The 15,860-nt window shown below is 36.3% G+C and carries 12 protein-coding genes; 5 read left to right on the forward strand and 7 right to left on the reverse strand.

Going from position 1 to position 15,860, the window contains the following annotated elements; genetic code table 11:
• Nucleotides 1-156: 156 nt before the first annotated feature.
• From H529_RS0101745 to H529_RS0101755, 3 genes are all read left to right on the forward strand, one after another.
• Nucleotides 157-1,314 carry a UxaA family hydrolase gene (locus H529_RS0101745; RefSeq protein WP_022854846.1) on the forward strand — a complete coding sequence of 386 codons (1,158 nt, stop codon included), beginning with the start codon at nt 157-159 and terminating at the stop codon, nt 1,312-1,314.
• A gap of 92 nt (nt 1,315-1,406) precedes the next feature.
• Nucleotides 1,407-1,712 (forward strand): UxaA family hydrolase, encoded by a 306-nt coding sequence (locus tag H529_RS0101750; RefSeq protein WP_022854847.1) that lies wholly within the window; start codon nt 1,407-1,409, stop codon nt 1,710-1,712.
• Between the two features lie 172 nt (nt 1,713-1,884).
• The gene (locus tag H529_RS0101755; protein WP_028842983.1) at nt 1,885-2,100 is read left to right on the forward strand and encodes a DUF2905 domain-containing protein; all 216 of its coding nucleotides are present in this window, start codon (nt 1,885-1,887) and stop codon (nt 2,098-2,100) included.
• 4 nt (nt 2,101-2,104) lie between these two features.
• Here the strand turns inward: H529_RS0101755 and H529_RS0101760 are convergent, their stop codons facing one another.
• Genes H529_RS0101760 through H529_RS0101770 form a run of 3 tightly spaced genes read right to left on the reverse strand, consistent with a single transcriptional unit; the run spans nt 2,105 to nt 6,783 of the window.
• Nucleotides 2,105-3,184, reverse strand: coding sequence for a CofH family radical SAM protein (locus H529_RS0101760; RefSeq protein ID WP_022854849.1), 1,080 nt, complete (start codon nt 3,182-3,184; stop codon nt 2,105-2,107).
• 28 nt (nt 3,185-3,212) lie between these two features.
• A complete protein-coding gene (locus H529_RS0101765) occupies nt 3,213-6,206 on the reverse strand; it encodes a PD-(D/E)XK nuclease family protein (RefSeq protein WP_022854850.1) in 2,994 nt (997 codons plus the stop codon).
• Nucleotides 6,151-6,783 (reverse strand): hypothetical protein, encoded by a 633-nt coding sequence (locus H529_RS0101770; protein WP_028842984.1) that lies wholly within the window; start codon nt 6,781-6,783, stop codon nt 6,151-6,153. Before H529_RS0101770 ends, H529_RS0101765 begins: the two co-directional genes overlap by 56 nt.
• 91 nt (nt 6,784-6,874) lie before the next feature.
• Between H529_RS0101770 and H529_RS0101775 the strand changes: the two genes are divergently transcribed.
• Nucleotides 6,875-7,942 carry a branched-chain amino acid aminotransferase gene (locus tag H529_RS0101775; RefSeq protein WP_022854852.1) on the forward strand — a complete coding sequence of 356 codons (1,068 nt, stop codon included), beginning with the start codon at nt 6,875-6,877 and terminating at the stop codon, nt 7,940-7,942.
• Between the two features lie 13 nt (nt 7,943-7,955).
• Here H529_RS0101775 and H529_RS0101780 read toward each other — a convergent pair whose 3' ends face one another.
• Together H529_RS0101780 and H529_RS0101785 are read right to left on the reverse strand one after the other, a co-directional pair.
• Nucleotides 7,956-8,408, reverse strand: coding sequence for a tetratricopeptide repeat protein (locus H529_RS0101780; protein WP_022854853.1), 453 nt, complete (start codon nt 8,406-8,408; stop codon nt 7,956-7,958).
• A 121-nt stretch (nt 8,409-8,529) separates the two neighbouring features.
• Nucleotides 8,530-11,658 (reverse strand): Eco57I restriction-modification methylase domain-containing protein, encoded by a 3,129-nt coding sequence (locus H529_RS0101785; protein ID WP_211209633.1) that lies wholly within the window; start codon nt 11,656-11,658, stop codon nt 8,530-8,532.
• A gap of 63 nt (nt 11,659-11,721) precedes the next feature.
• On the opposite strand from H529_RS0101785, the gene H529_RS11805 reads away from it, so the two are divergent.
• Entirely contained in the window at nt 11,722-11,937 is a 216-nt protein-coding gene (locus H529_RS11805) for a DUF4179 domain-containing protein (RefSeq protein ID WP_211209634.1), read from the forward strand.
• A 30-nt stretch (nt 11,938-11,967) separates the two neighbouring features.
• On the opposite strand, the gene H529_RS12055 is transcribed toward H529_RS11805, so the two are convergent.
• Together H529_RS12055 and H529_RS0101795 are read right to left on the reverse strand one after the other, a co-directional pair.
• Nucleotides 11,968-12,090, reverse strand: a complete 123-nt coding sequence (locus H529_RS12055) for a hypothetical protein (RefSeq protein ID WP_022854854.1) — start codon at nt 12,088-12,090, stop codon at nt 11,968-11,970.
• Nucleotides 12,087-15,317, reverse strand: coding sequence for a helicase-related protein (locus H529_RS0101795; RefSeq protein ID WP_022854855.1), 3,231 nt, complete (start codon nt 15,315-15,317; stop codon nt 12,087-12,089). The genes H529_RS12055 and H529_RS0101795 overlap by 4 nt, the downstream gene beginning before the upstream one ends.
• Between the last annotated feature and the right edge of the window lie 543 nt (nt 15,318-15,860).

Consider the following 15,860-nt stretch of genomic DNA (forward strand, 5'->3'; position numbering starts at 1 on the left):
AGCTTATAAACGTGCACTACAGGTAGCTATACAATCGTTTGTGAATAAGATTTGTTATGTAAACCTTATTTTAAATCTTTCCTTATTTTGTTTTTATGAATAAAATTTATAAAAGAAACTAAAAGACAGATAAATATAATCAGGAGGTGAACAAACATGAAATTCAAAGGTTATGTTAGACCTAATGGAGAAGTAGGAGTAAGAAATCATCTTTTGATAATTCCTACCGTAGTCTGTGCAAGTACTGTGGCAGAGAGGATAGCTTCTTGTGTAGAAGGAGCGATATCACTTGCCAATCAACATGGATGTTGTCAAATTGGAGCCGATCTTGTCTTGACTGAAAACGTCCTGATAGGATTAGGAAAAAATCCTAATGTAGGAGCTGTGGTTGTTGTGTCGTTAGAATGTGGAGGGGTTTCGGCTGAAAGAGTGGTCGATGAAATCGCAAAGACAGGAAAACCTGTTGAGTACGTAGGAATACAGAAGAGTGGCGGGACTTTAAAGGCCATAGAAATAGGAACAAGGCTGGCAAGTAAAATGGCACAAGATCTTGCTAAACTCGATAAAGAAGAAGTTGATATCTCAAATTTAATCTTATCTGTCGAATGTGGAGGTTCTGACACAACCTCAGGACTCGCTTCTAATCCGGTCGCTGGTTACGTAATGGACAAGATTATTGACCTTGGGGGGACAGGTATATTTTCTGAAACTGCCGAAGTGATCGGCGCAGAACATATCCTTGCAAAAAGAGCAGTAAGTAAAGAAATAGGAGAAAGGTTGATTTCGGTAGTTAGAAGAACAGAAGAGAAAGCCAAAACAATGGGGGTAGACATGCGTGGGGGTCAACCTACTCCAGGCAACATCGAAGGAGGTATTAGCACGATCGAAGAAAAATCTTTAGGTGCTATTTACAAAGGAGGAACCAAACCTTTGCAGGGAGTATTAGAGTATGGTGAAAAACCACAAGGAAAGGGATTGTACTTCATGGATACCCCTGGTCAAGACATTGAGTCCATAACCGGAATGACGGCAGGAGGATCACAAGTTGTTATCTTTACTACCGGTCGTGGTACTCCCACTGGTTCTCCAATAGCACCGGTTATCAAGATTACTGGAAATCCCGAAGCTTACATAAATATGGAGGACAATATAGATTTCAATTGTGGCACTATAATCGAAGGTACAGAAACAATAGAAGAAGCCGGAGAAAGACTGTTTAAACTTTTGATAGAAGTTATTAACGGATCATTAACAAAAGCTGAGGCTTTAAAACATAGAGAATTTGGCATGTTCAAATTAATTTCTACTTTTTAAAAAAAATGACAAGGGTTCTCATTTTTTACAAACATTTAAAAAAGTTTTAGGTAGTTTAATGAGAATATTTCTTAAGAAGGAGGTGCCAAAGTATGACTGAAAAAAGAAAATTTGCAGTCGTTATTAATAAAAAAGACAACGTTGCAACAGCAGTCAAAGATCTATCAGCAGGAGAAGAAGTGTATATAACTATAGATGGGCAAGAGGTAAAGATCACGCTGTTGTCAGATATTAAATTTGGCCATAAATTTGCGATATTTGATATAAAAAAAGGAGAAAACGTCATCAAATATGGAGAAGTTATCGGTAGAGCAACCTCTGACATTAAAAAGGGAGAACATGTACACGTTCATAATATCGAAAGTTTAAGAGGCCGTGGCGATTGGGAGGGAAGCTAAAAATATAATTTAAAGGTAATAATTATAGGGAATTGCGGTGTATTTAAATTACAAAATTTTTTAAATGTGAATAGTTTGTTTTTTATAACCAAAACCTAAAGTAAGATGGATATAGTCAGAATTTAAGGTTGAAAGTTTTGTAACGATGGCTATATTTTAAAATATGCCTGAGATGTCAGGTTTTGGAAAATTTTTAGTTTTATTAGGAATTTGCTTGATATTACTGGGAATTTTTATCTCTATACTTCCCAAGATACCTTATATAGGGAAACTTCCCGGTGATATTTATATCAAAAAAGATAACTTTACTTTCTATTTTCCCTTAGCAACTTCTATTTTAATTAGCCTTTTACTCACTATTATTCTTAATCTGCTTTTTCGTAAATAAGCTTTTAAACCTCTACGGGTTCACCCCCTATTTCTTGGATAAGCCTCTGGATCTCTTCTGTAGACAGATGTACGACTACATCTTTTTTCATAGATTGGCTTATTTTTTCTTCTATCACCGTACCATGAAAATGATCTGCTCCCCATAATAGGGCAATCTGAGCTAATTTTACCCCAAAAAAAACCCAGTAAGCCTTAATATGAGGAAAGTTAGACAAAACAATCCTTGAAATAGCTATGGTTTTTAAAATCTTTAAAGCCGAAGGCCCAGATAGATGGGAGAGTTCATTACCTTCAGGTATAAAGGCAAGAGGAATAAAGCAATAAAATCCTTTAGTTTCTTCTTGGGCTTCTCTAAGAGTTAATAGATGGTTTATTATCTCTTCGTCTGTTTCCAAATGTCCAAAAAGAAGGGTAGCATTGGTAGGTATTCCTAATCTATGGGCTGTCTTAGCTATCTCAAGCCATCTCTGATAACCAATCTTTTTAGGATAGAGCTCCTTATGAAGTCTTTCTGAAAAAACCTCAGCCCCTCCCCCTGGAAGAGAATTTAACCCTGCTTGTTTCAGCTCAGTTAAAACCTCTTCTACCGATTTTTTAGAAATTTTCGATAACCAGTCTATCTCTACACAGGTAAAAGCTCTAATTCTTAAGGAAGGAAAATTTTCTCTTACCTTACGTATCAGTTCTACATAGTACTCATAAGGCAACTCTGGGTTTACCCCACCTACTATATGAACTTCTTTTAATTCTGGTGTTGATTTTAACGTTTCTATAATCTCTTCTACTTGATAGGTATAACCTCCTTTTTCACCAGGCTTTTTGTGATATCCACAAAACTTACAGTTGGTAGTACAAATATTAGTATAGTTAATATGTCTGTTTATCGTATAATAATAACGTTTTTGATGCAAGTTTTCTTTTACGGCATTAGCCAGGGTGCCCAGAAAATAAAAATCTCCTTCTTGATACAACCTTAAAGCCTCTTCGAAGTTTAAAGTTTTTCCAGAAAATACTTTTTTTGTTATTTCTCTGTAAAAGCTGTGTTTTTCTACGTAATTTTTTAAAAACAAAGAGCTTTCCACCCTACCCCTCCTTTAAATCCTCCAAAAATCATATTAAATAACGATAATTTTTGCAAAGGGTTAAATACTCACAGTACTTACAGAAGTCTTCTTTTTCAGTAAAATAAAATTTTTCTGAGAATAACATATGATTAACCATCCATTCTAAAAAACTTTTGGCTTCTTTTTCAAAAAACTGATTTACCGCAGCGAGTTCTTTCTTTTTAAGGTTAAAAAGAAAATATTCGGGTTCCTTAAAGTTAGATGGTCTAATAAACCCTGCGTTTATGATATAACTATCTACCTTTGAAGAGATACATTTCTGTTTATTTTTATAAAAGATATAGCAATAAAAGAACAACTGAAAGTTTGCAAGGCTGTCTCCAAAGTTTTCAAGTATTGAACATAAGCTTTCGAAATCATATTTATCTGGCAGAGAATATTTATTTATAAACTCTTTCATTTTTTTAGGTTGAGGAGATATAGAAGGATTGCTTTTAAAATCCATAATTAAATATTTTTTTACCTCTTCTTCCCTTTCTATCAAAAAATCAAAAATGCCATAAAATGTAATGTTTAAGGTTCTACCATCACAAAGGAGTATCTCTTCTTTAGCTTCAAGACCTTCTTCTAAAGCGAGGAGTTTATGGGACTTTATCTTTTTTTCTTCCTCTTTTTTCTTTAAAAATTTAAAATATTTTAAAATACTTGCCAAAGTTATGGTTTTTGAAAGGTAATGACTCAAAGGGTCAAGTTTTCTTTCAAACTCAATTTTTTTCCATAAAATATCAAACTTATTTTTAATCTCATTTTCATCATAAATTTCTGAAATTAGAAAAGTCTTACCTTTGTAAGGTTTAAAAAATTCTTCAAAAAATCTGTGAATAAAGTTCCCTGGATCTTCTACCTTAAAACCCAACCTTTCAGGTTCTTTAAGTTTCATTATATATTTATAGAAAAACTTTGCCCCACATTTAAGATAGGTCTCAAAGTAATAACGACTAACCTTTTCTTTGGATAAGTGGTTAAACAAACTCTCTTTTATTTTTTCAGTTTTAGGTATCCCTTCTTCTCTTTTTGAAAAAACACAAAAGTTAGGTTGGATGAGTTCTTCTTCAGGTTCCTTTCCTTGTTGTTCTAACTCCCATTTTAACCTATGTATAAACCTTGAAGGTTCTTTAACTTCCTCGGTAGTTGACTTCTCAACAAGCAGATAAAAAATATGTACCTCTTCTGCAGAGTTTATGATCGTATCAAAATAATAGCTCCAAAGTTCGTTATGGTTAAAAACAGGTATTTTAAGCCAAGATTTAATCTCATCGGTAAGCAAGGGATTAAAATCTGGAGAAGGAGGAAAACTTCCTTCGTTTACGTCTAAAAGTATAAGCTTTTTAAACGAAAGAAGTCTTGTTTCCATAAGACCAAGAATCTGTAATCCCTTAAGAGGGTCTCCAAACAAAGGAACTTTTTGAGTTTTCAAAAGATACTCTAACAAGGTTAAGAGATTTTCCTTATTGTTTATAAATGAAGAAAGATAATCTTTGGTAAAAAAGGGAATAACCTCTGTTTCTATTACCTCAAGGTAGTTATGTAGGACTATGTCTTGAAAAGAACTTTGAGGCTCTAAATTAAAATCCTTGAGGTTTAAAAACTCTAAAATTTTTTCCAAGTTTTTACCTATATCCTTTGGAGATGTTAAGTTTTCCCAGTTTTTAAAGAAAACCTGATGAACCTCTTTGATAGTTTTTTCTATAGTATCTCGGGTGTATTTACCTTGATGGTAATCACCAAACTCTTTTTCTATTTCTCCTAAATCTATGGTTACATAGCCTTTCTTTCTGATGAAATTTTCTATAGCCTTTAAAGATTCCTCCCAGAAAGTATTGTCTGAAAAAGCACGATTAAGTATAGGATGTTTTATCACTTTTAAATAGGACTGAGTAGAATAAAGTCCCTGAAATTTATCTCTCTGGGCTTTTATAACCGCTATGAGAAGAGAATTTAGCGGAAAACTATCGAGGGGATAAAGAAGAGAAACATTCACCTCAAGGGGGATATCGTTTTGTTCCAGTTTATGAATTAAGGGTATTAACGTATTCGGGTCAGAAAGCACAAAAGCCACTTCGTCTGGCCTTTGAGGATTTTCATTAATCAAGTCTAATGCCTGTGTTATTTCCATATGTAAATCTGTAGAGCGATAAAATTTTATAGAAGGAGGTTTTACTTCTTTTGCGTAATAATCCTTAGGTAAAAATCTATACTTCTGGTTAATCCCAAAGAGTTGCAAAGTGTTTTTTACCACGTTTGGTAAAGAGGCAGGATCTTCTTTAGGAACTTGGAACACTAAAAAGGTTTTTTCAAAATTTTTCAAAAAGGCTTTAAACAACTTCTCTTCTATCTTTCTTAAACCAGCAAATCCTACCAGCCACACCTCTTCTATCATAGAACCTAAAAAAGTTTCTTTTAAATCAGTCTTTTCCAAAATCTCTACTACCCTCTTTAACCTAAAAGTAGGGCTAACCCACCCCTTTTGGCTTAAAAGTGCGTTGTATTCGAGATAAAGTTTCTTTAATTTTTCGAAAAGATCTTGAGCAATAGGAGGTAAGTTTTCAGGTGGATATACCAAATTTTGAGGCTCTGTATCCTCCTTTTCCAACTCTTCAAAAACCTCAAGAAATTTTATGCCCCAAAAAAAGGTTTTTTCAAAACTCTCGCTTACATTTTCTGATAGAACTTGAGGAAAAACCTCTAAAAGAGGTAAAAGCCTTAAAATCTTCGTTCCTGTTGGACAAGGTTTGTCCTCAAGCATGATATAAAAATATTCTACCAGGCTCTCTATAGAGAAAATCCGAGGTAAAAATCCAGCGTTGTTCTTCCTTCCCTTTTCTTTTAAATAATGTCTAAAAAACAGGGCAGAACGTTTATTAGGAAAAACTATCCAGGTTTTTAAGATACTTTCGTCTAAAGACCTTCCGTCAAGAAAAAAGTTAACAAAGGTTTTCAAAAAGTGAGAGCTGGCAGGAATTAATAGAGTTTGAGGCATCTTTTCTGTTTATCTCAACTATATTAAAAGGCTCTAACACTATGAGGTATGCTGATATATTAACATTAGGATAAAGTTTTTGCAACAAAGAAACATAGCCCTTGAGTTGATCTTCATCTCTAAGATCAGAAGCTTGATGAAGCTTAAACTCAAAAATTACCCAACCCGAAGAACACTTAATTATTAAATCTGGCCTTACCATCTTGATATCTTTTTTTTCCTCATCAAGCAAAAAACCTTCTACTTCAGAATATATGTTTTTAGCCTGTCTTAAAGCCTTGAAAATCAGCTTTTTAAACTCAATTTCTTCAAAAAGTTTAAGTAAGGTCTCTCTTGCTTTCTCCTCTATCTCTTCTTTCCTAAAAATAGGTTCTTGATACAGAGCTAAAGCCTTTTTTAGGTAAAAGGAAATTTTTTGAGTAAAAAACTCTTTATCGTGAAAAAGTAATTTGATATCTTTTTCACAAACCAATAAACTTTCTAAAGTAAAGTGTAAAATTTCTCCTATGAAACGGTTGATGTTTTCTTGGTTAAGCTGTCTTTTTGAGAGATTATTTTGTTGTAAGATTAACCCCATGTTTTTAAATTTTACCTCAAAAGCAGGTCTTGTCAAAAAGACAAAAAGAGATATTCTCTTAAAATATACAAATTAGACAGGAGGCCTAACCATGGAAATGGAAATTCATTTAGCTAAACCTGAGGATAGAAAGGCTCCTAATTTTGATAAACTTGTCTTTGGTAAAATTTTTACTCCTCATATGTTTGTGATGAAATATGAGGAAGGTAAAGGCTGGCATTCTCCAAAAATAATCCCGTTTTCGAACATAGAACTTCACCCTGCTGCTATAGTGTTGCATTATTCACAAACCATATTTGAGGGGATGAAGGCATATGCTGGAGTTGACGGAAAGATAAGGCTTTTTAGGCCTTTTGACCATATAAATAGATTAAACCGTTCTGCAGACAGGATGTGTATTCCTCAAGTAGACCCTAACTTTACGTTCGAGGCTATTAAAACTTTGGTTTTATTAGACAAAGACTGGATACCTAAGCAAAAAGGATCAGCTATTTACATAAGGCCCATCATCTTTGCTACAGAAAATACCCTTGGGGTTAAGGTAAGTCATGAATATCTTTTTATGATAATTCTTTCTCCCGTAGGTCCTTACTATGCCGAGGGATTTAACCCGGTTAAAATTTATGTAACCGAAGAATACGTAAGGGCTTGTCCAGGAGGAACAGGAGAGGTAAAAACCGGTGGAAACTATGCAGCAAGTCTTAAAGCCCAGGCTGTAGCTCAACAAAAAGGGTATACCCAAGTGCTCTGGTTAGACGGAAAAGAAAGAAAGTATGTAGAAGAAGTAGGTAGTATGAACATCTTTTTCTATTTTTCTGACGAATTAGCCACCCCTGCTCTTTCTGGATCGATCCTTCCAGGGATAACCAGAGACTCAGTGTTAAAACTTGCCTCTCATTTAGGAATTCCTGCTAAGGAAAGACAAATTTCTATAGATGAAGTAATCTCAGCGATAAAGGAAGGTAGGCTGAAAGAGTGCTTTGGAACAGGAACTGCTGCTGTGATTTCTCCGGTAGGAGAAATTTGCTACAAAGATAAACCCTATGTAATAGGACAAGGACAAACAGGAGAACTTACCAAAAAGTTTTTTGATTACATTACTGGTATACAATACGGAGAAAGAGAGGACGAGTTTAACTGGACGGTGGTGTTAGAATAAAAGGTATGTTGAACTAAAAATCTACCACCTTTCTTGCTTTAGCAAGTTCTCTCTGGACTTTTACGGCTTTGTCTAACTCTAAATCTGCTGCTTCTTCAAGCCCTTTTTCTCTCAATATTTGGCTTCTTGCCATATAGGCAGCAGGATAAACCGGTTCTAAGTCTATGGCTTGGGTAAAAAGCTCAAGGGCTTTATCTAAGTCTTTTTTCTTATAATAAATTTGCCCTAACCTAAAATATAATCTGGGATTTTCTGGTTCTAACGAAATAGCCCTTTCTAAATCTTTTTCTGCTAAGTCTAACTGATCTTTTTGCAAGTAGATCACAGCCCTTGCTTCTAAAGCCTTGATGTGGTTAGGGTCTAAGGCTAAGACCTTCTCAAAACATTCTAAAGCCTCATCAAACCTTTTAAGGGTTATCAGCTTAGCCCCTTCTAAAAAAAGGTCTTCTATATCTACCTGAGACATAACCTCACCTCTTCTTACAATTTTTTCTAACTAAATTTATACTCTTTTGTAAATAAATCAACTCTGTAAGAGGACTATTTCAACGGCAACCTTAACTCAGCTCTTATTGATTACTATCTCCTTAAATGATCTCTATCTCTTTACGGCTTAAATCATAAAGCTTGTAGACAAGCTCGTCAATCTGAAGATCGTATTCTTTGACCTTGGCTTGCTTTTGCGGGTTCTGTAAATAATCTTCGGACTGGGTGAGGGAGAGGATTTGGTCAACAAGGCTTTCTATCTGTCTGGCTATATGCTGGTTTTGGGGAATGATGGGAGGGATGGGTAATTTCTCTAAAAACGCCTTTTTATATCTATATCCTTTCTCTCCCAGTCCACCGCCTGCGTAGAATTGCCTGAAGAAAAAAGCACCAGGTTTGGAATTTAGAATAGCCAGAATGTATTTCAAATTTTTACCTGTCATTATAAAGCTGGTAGCTTCACAGTAAAACTTTTTATCATCATACGCAAAGCTTGGTTCATACACTATCTCCTGCCACACAATCTTTTCCTTTTCAAACTCGGGATAATAGACGCAATCCCTTAGTTCCCACCAGTAATCTCCTTGGTCATCCCTTGAAATTAACCCTTTTCTCTTGCCTTCAACAGGAACGTCAGCAAAACTTTTTAGATGGGAGTAAATTGCTGGGAAATATTCTTTAAAAAATTCCTCTGGGTCTTTACTTCCCCGGTTTTTATTAGTCCAGCCTGACTCAATTTTTATAAGCCATAACCCCGCCCACCTGTAGTAATATCTTCCTATATCCCTCCCTCTCAAAACAGGCTTTATTATCTCCTCGGTCCTCTTCCTCTCTTCTTCCGTCCTACAGTTTCTTAAAATCTCTTCTCTCTTTTCTGAAGTGATGATGAAAGCATCGTTGAAACCTGTCTTAATACCGAAATAGATTTTAACATCCCATTCTTTCAGAGGCTTTCCAATCCTTTCAATTTTTTCCTTTAGCCTTAAAACTTCCTCATCTGCAAGGGTCCAGCACCTGTCATCCAGTTTTTTCTGAGGAATAGTGCTCCCGCTGTTTTCGATGTATGAAATTAAATCTTTATCGGATATTGAGGAGTTTACGTTTACAAACTTTATATTACGCTCAGGGGTATTCTGCCCATCCGTTTTCTTGAAAAGAATTATGTTTGTGTCTACGGTCTGTTCAAATACCCTGTAGCCACTAAAATCAATGATCTGATAAATCTCCGCTTTTCTTTTCAAAAACCTTCTTAACTTTTCTCCATACTTTGCCCTCATCCACTTGTTGCTGGTTATAAAACAAACAAAACCGTTATTTCTGGCTATTTTCCAGGCTTTTTCGTAAAAATAGGTATAAAGGTCGGCGGTAGAGTGGTAAACTTCATAGCCTGCTTTCTGAAGGGGTGGTTTGAGGTGTTTTATTCTTTCTTGTCTTACATATGGTGGATTGCCGATCACGATATCAAACCCACCCTTTTCATAGAAAACCTGAGGGAAAAAGAGCCTGAAATCAAAGTTTATCTTGTATCCAAAGTTCCGTTCGGAATTTTCAAGTCTTCTGCTGATCAAATCATCAAGTTCTTTTTTAATTTGGTTTTTCTTGGTGGGGTTTGTCTCGTTAAAATACTGATTTTCAAGCTCTTCAATCTTTGTAGCTATGTCACTTCTCCAATTCTCAGGAAAGCCTAAGAGTGAATTTCCACACACGACTTTATAATCAAGGTTTGGAAGTGGCTTTATGTTGTAGAAATCATCTTCATCCACTATCATGGAAAGCCAAAACCTCAACTTACACGTTTCAATCGCCCCTAGGTCTATGTCAACCCCGTAAAGGGAGTTTTCAATGGTGTGGCGCTTGAGGTCATAAGTGCTCGTGTTTCTTCCAAGGTAGACGGAAAGAAGTTGTCTCAATTTTACTATCTCGTGCAATAGTCCTATGGGAAAAGCTCCCGAGCCAACCGCAGGGTCGCAGACCTTGATGTCCGCAAGAAGTTTGTCTATGACTTCTGCATTCTGCCTTATGCTATCGGGGATCTTATAACTATATCTATCCGTTTCTTTCCCCTTTTCCACCACTCTGACCTCGTTTTCCAAAACAAGGTCCGCGTGCTTTACAAAGGTCTCTATGTCCTCCCTGCTTACTTTTCCTGCCAGCTCTGTCTCCAGATAATAAATCAAACTCTGCTGGCACATGTAGTGAACTATTTCCCTTGGGGTGTAATAAACGCCGTATTCCTTGTTGAACTTCGTCTCTTCGACCTTTCTGCCAGAGTTTAGGACCTTAAGGTATTCTTCAAAGTTGTCTGGTCTTATGGCGTTTAGTTTTTCGTAAATCTTTCCAAGTAGCTCTGGGTCAAGGGCTACTTCTTTTTCAAGGGGTTCTTCCTCGTTGACCGTGAAGTTGTATTTATCAAGCACATCAAGTATTCCATCTCCAACGTCGCCCTCCTTTGTCCTGTTGGTGTTTGAAAAAAGCTCGTTGGGTAGCAAAATGTCTACGTTTACCCAATCGTATCCGTTTATTGGGTCAAAGAGCCCACCGTTAAGGAAGGGTATCTTGCAGTTAAACCTGCTGTAGTAGTGATCGTCTGAGCTTCTGTCCGTTCTAAGCGCCTCGTAGAAAAGAGGCTCAAGAATGTCGTTGAAAAAGTTCTTGTAGTCTCCAAACTCTTTATTAAAAAGCCTTCTTATAAAATCTTTAGGGCCTGTTCCCCATGGTTTTCCCCTTTCAACACCAAACCAGCCCTTCTTCTGCAGGAAATACAGAAATACGATCTGACCCAGTAGCTTTTTGGCAAAGTCAACGGTGTTTATGTTTTTGCTCGTAAATTCTCTTTTCACAAGAGGATCTTTTTGCAATACTTTATCAAGCTCAAGTTTGGTGCGAATAAAAAGGTCCCTGTATTTTTTAAAGAAATCCTCGGTGATGATTTCAATGTTGAAGGCATTTTCCAAGTCCTCTAAGGTGGGTTTGCGGTCATCATTTTCAAGTATTCGCAAAAACCTGCTCTGGGCGGTGTGGCTCTTTTCGTTCTTTCCTACAAGGAAAGACCATCTTCTGGCGGGGGTAAATTCTTCTTTAACCTTTTTCTCCTCAAAACGATAGTCCATCTTAACAAGTGAAAATCTCCAGTCTTCGCTGGTTGGGGAGACAAAGGCAACCAGCGCGGCATCCTTTAGCTTCCCTCCCCTGCTCCCCTTCAGATACCAGGCGATGAAATTCCTCTGCATCGTCCTTGCACGTTCAAGAGAGGTCTCGCTCTTGAGTTTGACGATAAGCAGGTCAACCTCTTTATGGTTATGATTATACTTTCCGATCCTTTCCAGGGAGCTTACATATTTTTCAAAGGCGTCCGGGATGTAGTTTCCCTGATAGACAAAGGTGTTTTCCTCAAAGGATTTAAGGAGGTTTCTCAGAAAATAAACAAAGCGGTCTTTAGCAAAGGGATTTTCAAAGGTGTTGATTATAAGCCTTTTGGCCTGCTCTCTGTCCATGAGTTTCTCCTTTAAATTGTTTGATAATCTTTTCTATTTCAATCTTTAATCCAGGTACCCTCCTCTCACATATAAACCAAATATTCCTATTTCTTTTACTTTATACTTACTTTGAAGTTCTGGTTTAAGTTTTTTTAGTATTTCCTTTATCTCTTCAAGGGTTTTCATTTCTTCCCCTCGCTTAAATACAAAGACAGAATAACTTCTCTTTTTCCATCCTTTAGGGCAGTAGTTTCAGCATAGTGGCTTTTAAGAAATACAGGTGAGATTTGCTTTTGCAGGACACTAAGAACTTTTGAAGGATCTTGTATATCCCTACCAAGCTTGTTCAGGTCGTCAAGCGTTTTCTTTACCGTTAGTTTTGGCAGAGCGCCTTCCTCACACCGGACTATCAATTTCCGGAGATAATCTTCCTGGTCTTCAGTTAACTGCTTGCTGTTTTTCAGTGTTGCCTTCAGGATTTTTAGAAGTCTGGTATAAATGTCAGACCCACTGCGTCTGCGAGTATCGATAATCTCTTCCACTGTTGCATGAGAGAAGGCACTTTTATTCTTATTAAGGAGTTCATAGTAATCTTCAAGAGGTAGTTTAGCCCTTCTCTCATCAGGTGAACTTTCAAGGATCTTTGCAGATGTCAAAAAGTCAAGCTCTATGGCTGAACTTTTATTCTTGTCGGAAACAAAAAACTTCATAAGTTTCCCTTTTCTAAAAAAAGTAAGCAGAGAGGCAGCCTCAGCCACGTCTTTTAAAGACTTTGATATAACCTTTGCAGAACGAGCTTTTTTCGGCAGTCGCTTTATCCTTTCAAAGAGTTCAGGATTTTTATCGCGGACATCCTCAATGATTTTTAGATACTTAAGTTCGCTTTCTTCTTCCTCATCCTGCAGGATGGTCTTCTTTGAAAGGAGTTTGTTAAATAACTCATGAGAAGATACAGGCTCACCTTCAGTCAGAATGGCGCTATCTCCACCAAGCAAGGTAAGGAAGGCTTCTATCTTTGAACGGGCGATGTTTGTAAGCTCTATCTCAGACTCAGACTGTTTTGTTGGAAAAAAGTTAAAGGTGTAAATTTTGTCAAAGGGGGTGTCTATACGGTTAACCCTCCCCACTCTTTGCATCAACTTCGTTGGGTTCCAAGGTATATCGTAGTTTATCACTATGTTTGACCTGTGAAGGTTGACACCTTCTGAGAGAACCTCTGTTGACACAAGAATTCTATAATCATCCTTTTTATTCTTGGCCCTTGCGTCAAAGTTTTCTATGACTTTGTCCCTGTCGGCTTCAGATGAATTTCCGTGGAAAAGGAGCGCGATTTCTTTTTTGAAATACTCGTTTATCTTTTCTGTTAAATACTCTGCAGTCTCTTTTGATTCCGTGAAAATAATTACCTTCTTGTCCTTAAGTATTGGGTTATTTTCAAGGTTTGAGAGTAGGACTTCAATTTTGGGGTCTCTTTTTATTTTGCCCCACATTGATTTTATTCTTTTTAAAATTTCAAGGTCTTCTTTCAAATCTCTTCCAAACTCAGGCCTGAAATCTTCTTTGTTATACTTCTCTGCCTTTCCTTCATCAATAATTTTCTGAATTTCTTTATCATCCCCCTTTTCTATGAGGTTAAATATTTTATTTATATAGTCCTTACTTACATACACATTCCCTTTTTCAAATTCTTTAATGAACATTTCATATGAACGAATAAACCTGTCAATGCTACTTTTGAAAGCGTGGAAGCTACTTTCAAGGCGCTTAACAAGAAGGACTTTCATAAAGCCAGCCATGTTCCTCTGCGATTGCTCTTCAAGAGGTTTTATTCCTTTTTTTAAATAAAGAAGTGGCGTGTAGCGAGCATATTTAAACTCTTGAGTTATGAGCCTTACTGTTTCTGTGAAAATTTCATCTTCTTCATCGTTGAGCTGATAGTAAAGGGGCTTAGGGTCTTCAACCTCTGGAAACTTGACGTTGTTTCGTCCTAAATCTTCGGCAAAGTATTTCTCAATCTCGCTTCTTGTTCTCCTGATCATGATATGTTTCAGCACTTTGTTGCGGATTTCTTTGGCGTTCTCTCTTGTTATTTCAAGGAATTTTTCGTAATCTCTCTGACGATTGACTTTGCTTAGCCTTCTTTCAAGCTCTTTGAAAAACTCTTCAAGATTGCTAACACCTGGTATGGTGCTTTTTCTAACATTCTGAAAGAGTTTGATTTGAGCAAGAATATCGCTTGGGTAGTTATTATAAGGAGTAGCAGATACCAAAATCACCCTTTTTCCACGGCATATCTCTGCAAGCTTCTCATATCTCTTGGTCTCCTCTGTTCTGAAGTAGTGTGCTTCGTCTATCACAACATTTTTATATTCTCTGTTTTCTATCATCTGAATGGCATCGTCAAGTTTGCCGATTGATACGAAATCAGCCTGCACGTTAAAATCGGAAAAAACATTAGGCCATGAACCGGGATTATTTTTGGTTAGGAGTGCAGGAGGGGCCACGACAAGCGTTCTTCCATCAAGCTGTTTTACGAGCATCGCGGTGATATAAGTTTTTCCGAGCCCAACCACATCGGAAATGAATACCCCACCATGTTCTTCTAAAATCTTTTTTGCGTTCAACACTGCTTGTTCCTGGTATTCAAACCGTTTAAACCCTTGCGGTAAGTAAACCAAAGAAAGTTTTTCCTTCAGAGAAAGGTCTTCTTTAAAGTATTCGTAGAGGAATTTCAGATATAATTCGTAAGGGGTTATGTTATCGTTGAGCCAGGTTTTTTCATTGATTGTTTGAACGTATTTCTCACTGACAGAAACAGCCTCAGACCACAACGCTTCAAATTTTTCTTTGGCAAAAAGATAGTCGGATGGATTTTTCAGTTCAACGTTGAATTCCAGATTGTCGTCAAGCCCAGAATAAGTAAGGTTGCTTGAACCTGTAATGACCCTTCCAATGTCTCTGTCCCCCTCTCTAAAGGTCATGATGTAGAGCTTTGCGTGAAGTTTCTTTGATGGATATGCTCTTATTTCAAGCTTTCTTTTTTTTATCCATTCGATGAATTTTTTAATCCCGATTTCAACCTTAAGGTCATCCTCAGAATCAGCCATTTCTTGCTCAATCAACTCAACCACCTTTTCTTTTGTTTCTGCATGGGAAAGAGGTGAAGGCGAATCCTGTGCGGACTTTATCAATTCAAGCGTTTGTCTATCGGTTCCTAAACCTATGAGGATCCTTATCTTTTCTGTTCGTTCTAAGGGTTCAACAATCTGATAAAAACCACTCAAATAAAAATACGCAACCAAACAATCAAAACTCTTACAGTCTTTTATAAGCTCACACAGTCTATCTGTTAATTTCTTCCCTGATTCGTTAGTTATGAAGGTTAAATCAAGAGGCACTTTTTCATTAACCATAGTATTTTTACCTCGATTTAAAAATTTTTGTCATTCAAAAATTACTAATAAAATTATTATAACAAAAAAACATCATATAAAAAAAAACATCATATAAACAAATCTGAGTCAATAATATGTAAATTTTCCCCTAATTTACCAATAGAAATTTATATTCTTGCATGTTTTCCCCATTTTCCAATATGTCTAAACGATTTATAATATCACCCATCGGGTTAAAAAATTTTCTAAATCTAAGAAGGTGCCATTATGCCGCAAAACTCTCTTAACTTCAAAATCCTGATAACTAACAAAAACCTAACAGCTAATTCAGGATTTTTTTGTTGGTGCCTTTACCTGATTCAAACAGATGTTATAGTGCCTGGCAATGTATCCAACCTATCCTTCTTATCCTTATAGGGGGGAGATCATATCTGGTAGGTTAAATTTTTTAGTCTAAAAATTACAGGAAATTTTTGATTTTATTTTCTATTAGTATTTTCATTATAAAAATCCTCTTGATTTATTGAAAGTTTTTTGCTAAATTAATTTCAATTTTTTAAT

The sequence above is a fragment of the Thermodesulfobacterium thermophilum DSM 1276 genome (assembly GCF_000421605.1).
In the GTDB taxonomy this organism is placed as follows: domain Bacteria; phylum Desulfobacterota; class Thermodesulfobacteria; order Thermodesulfobacteriales; family Thermodesulfobacteriaceae; genus Thermodesulfobacterium; species Thermodesulfobacterium thermophilum.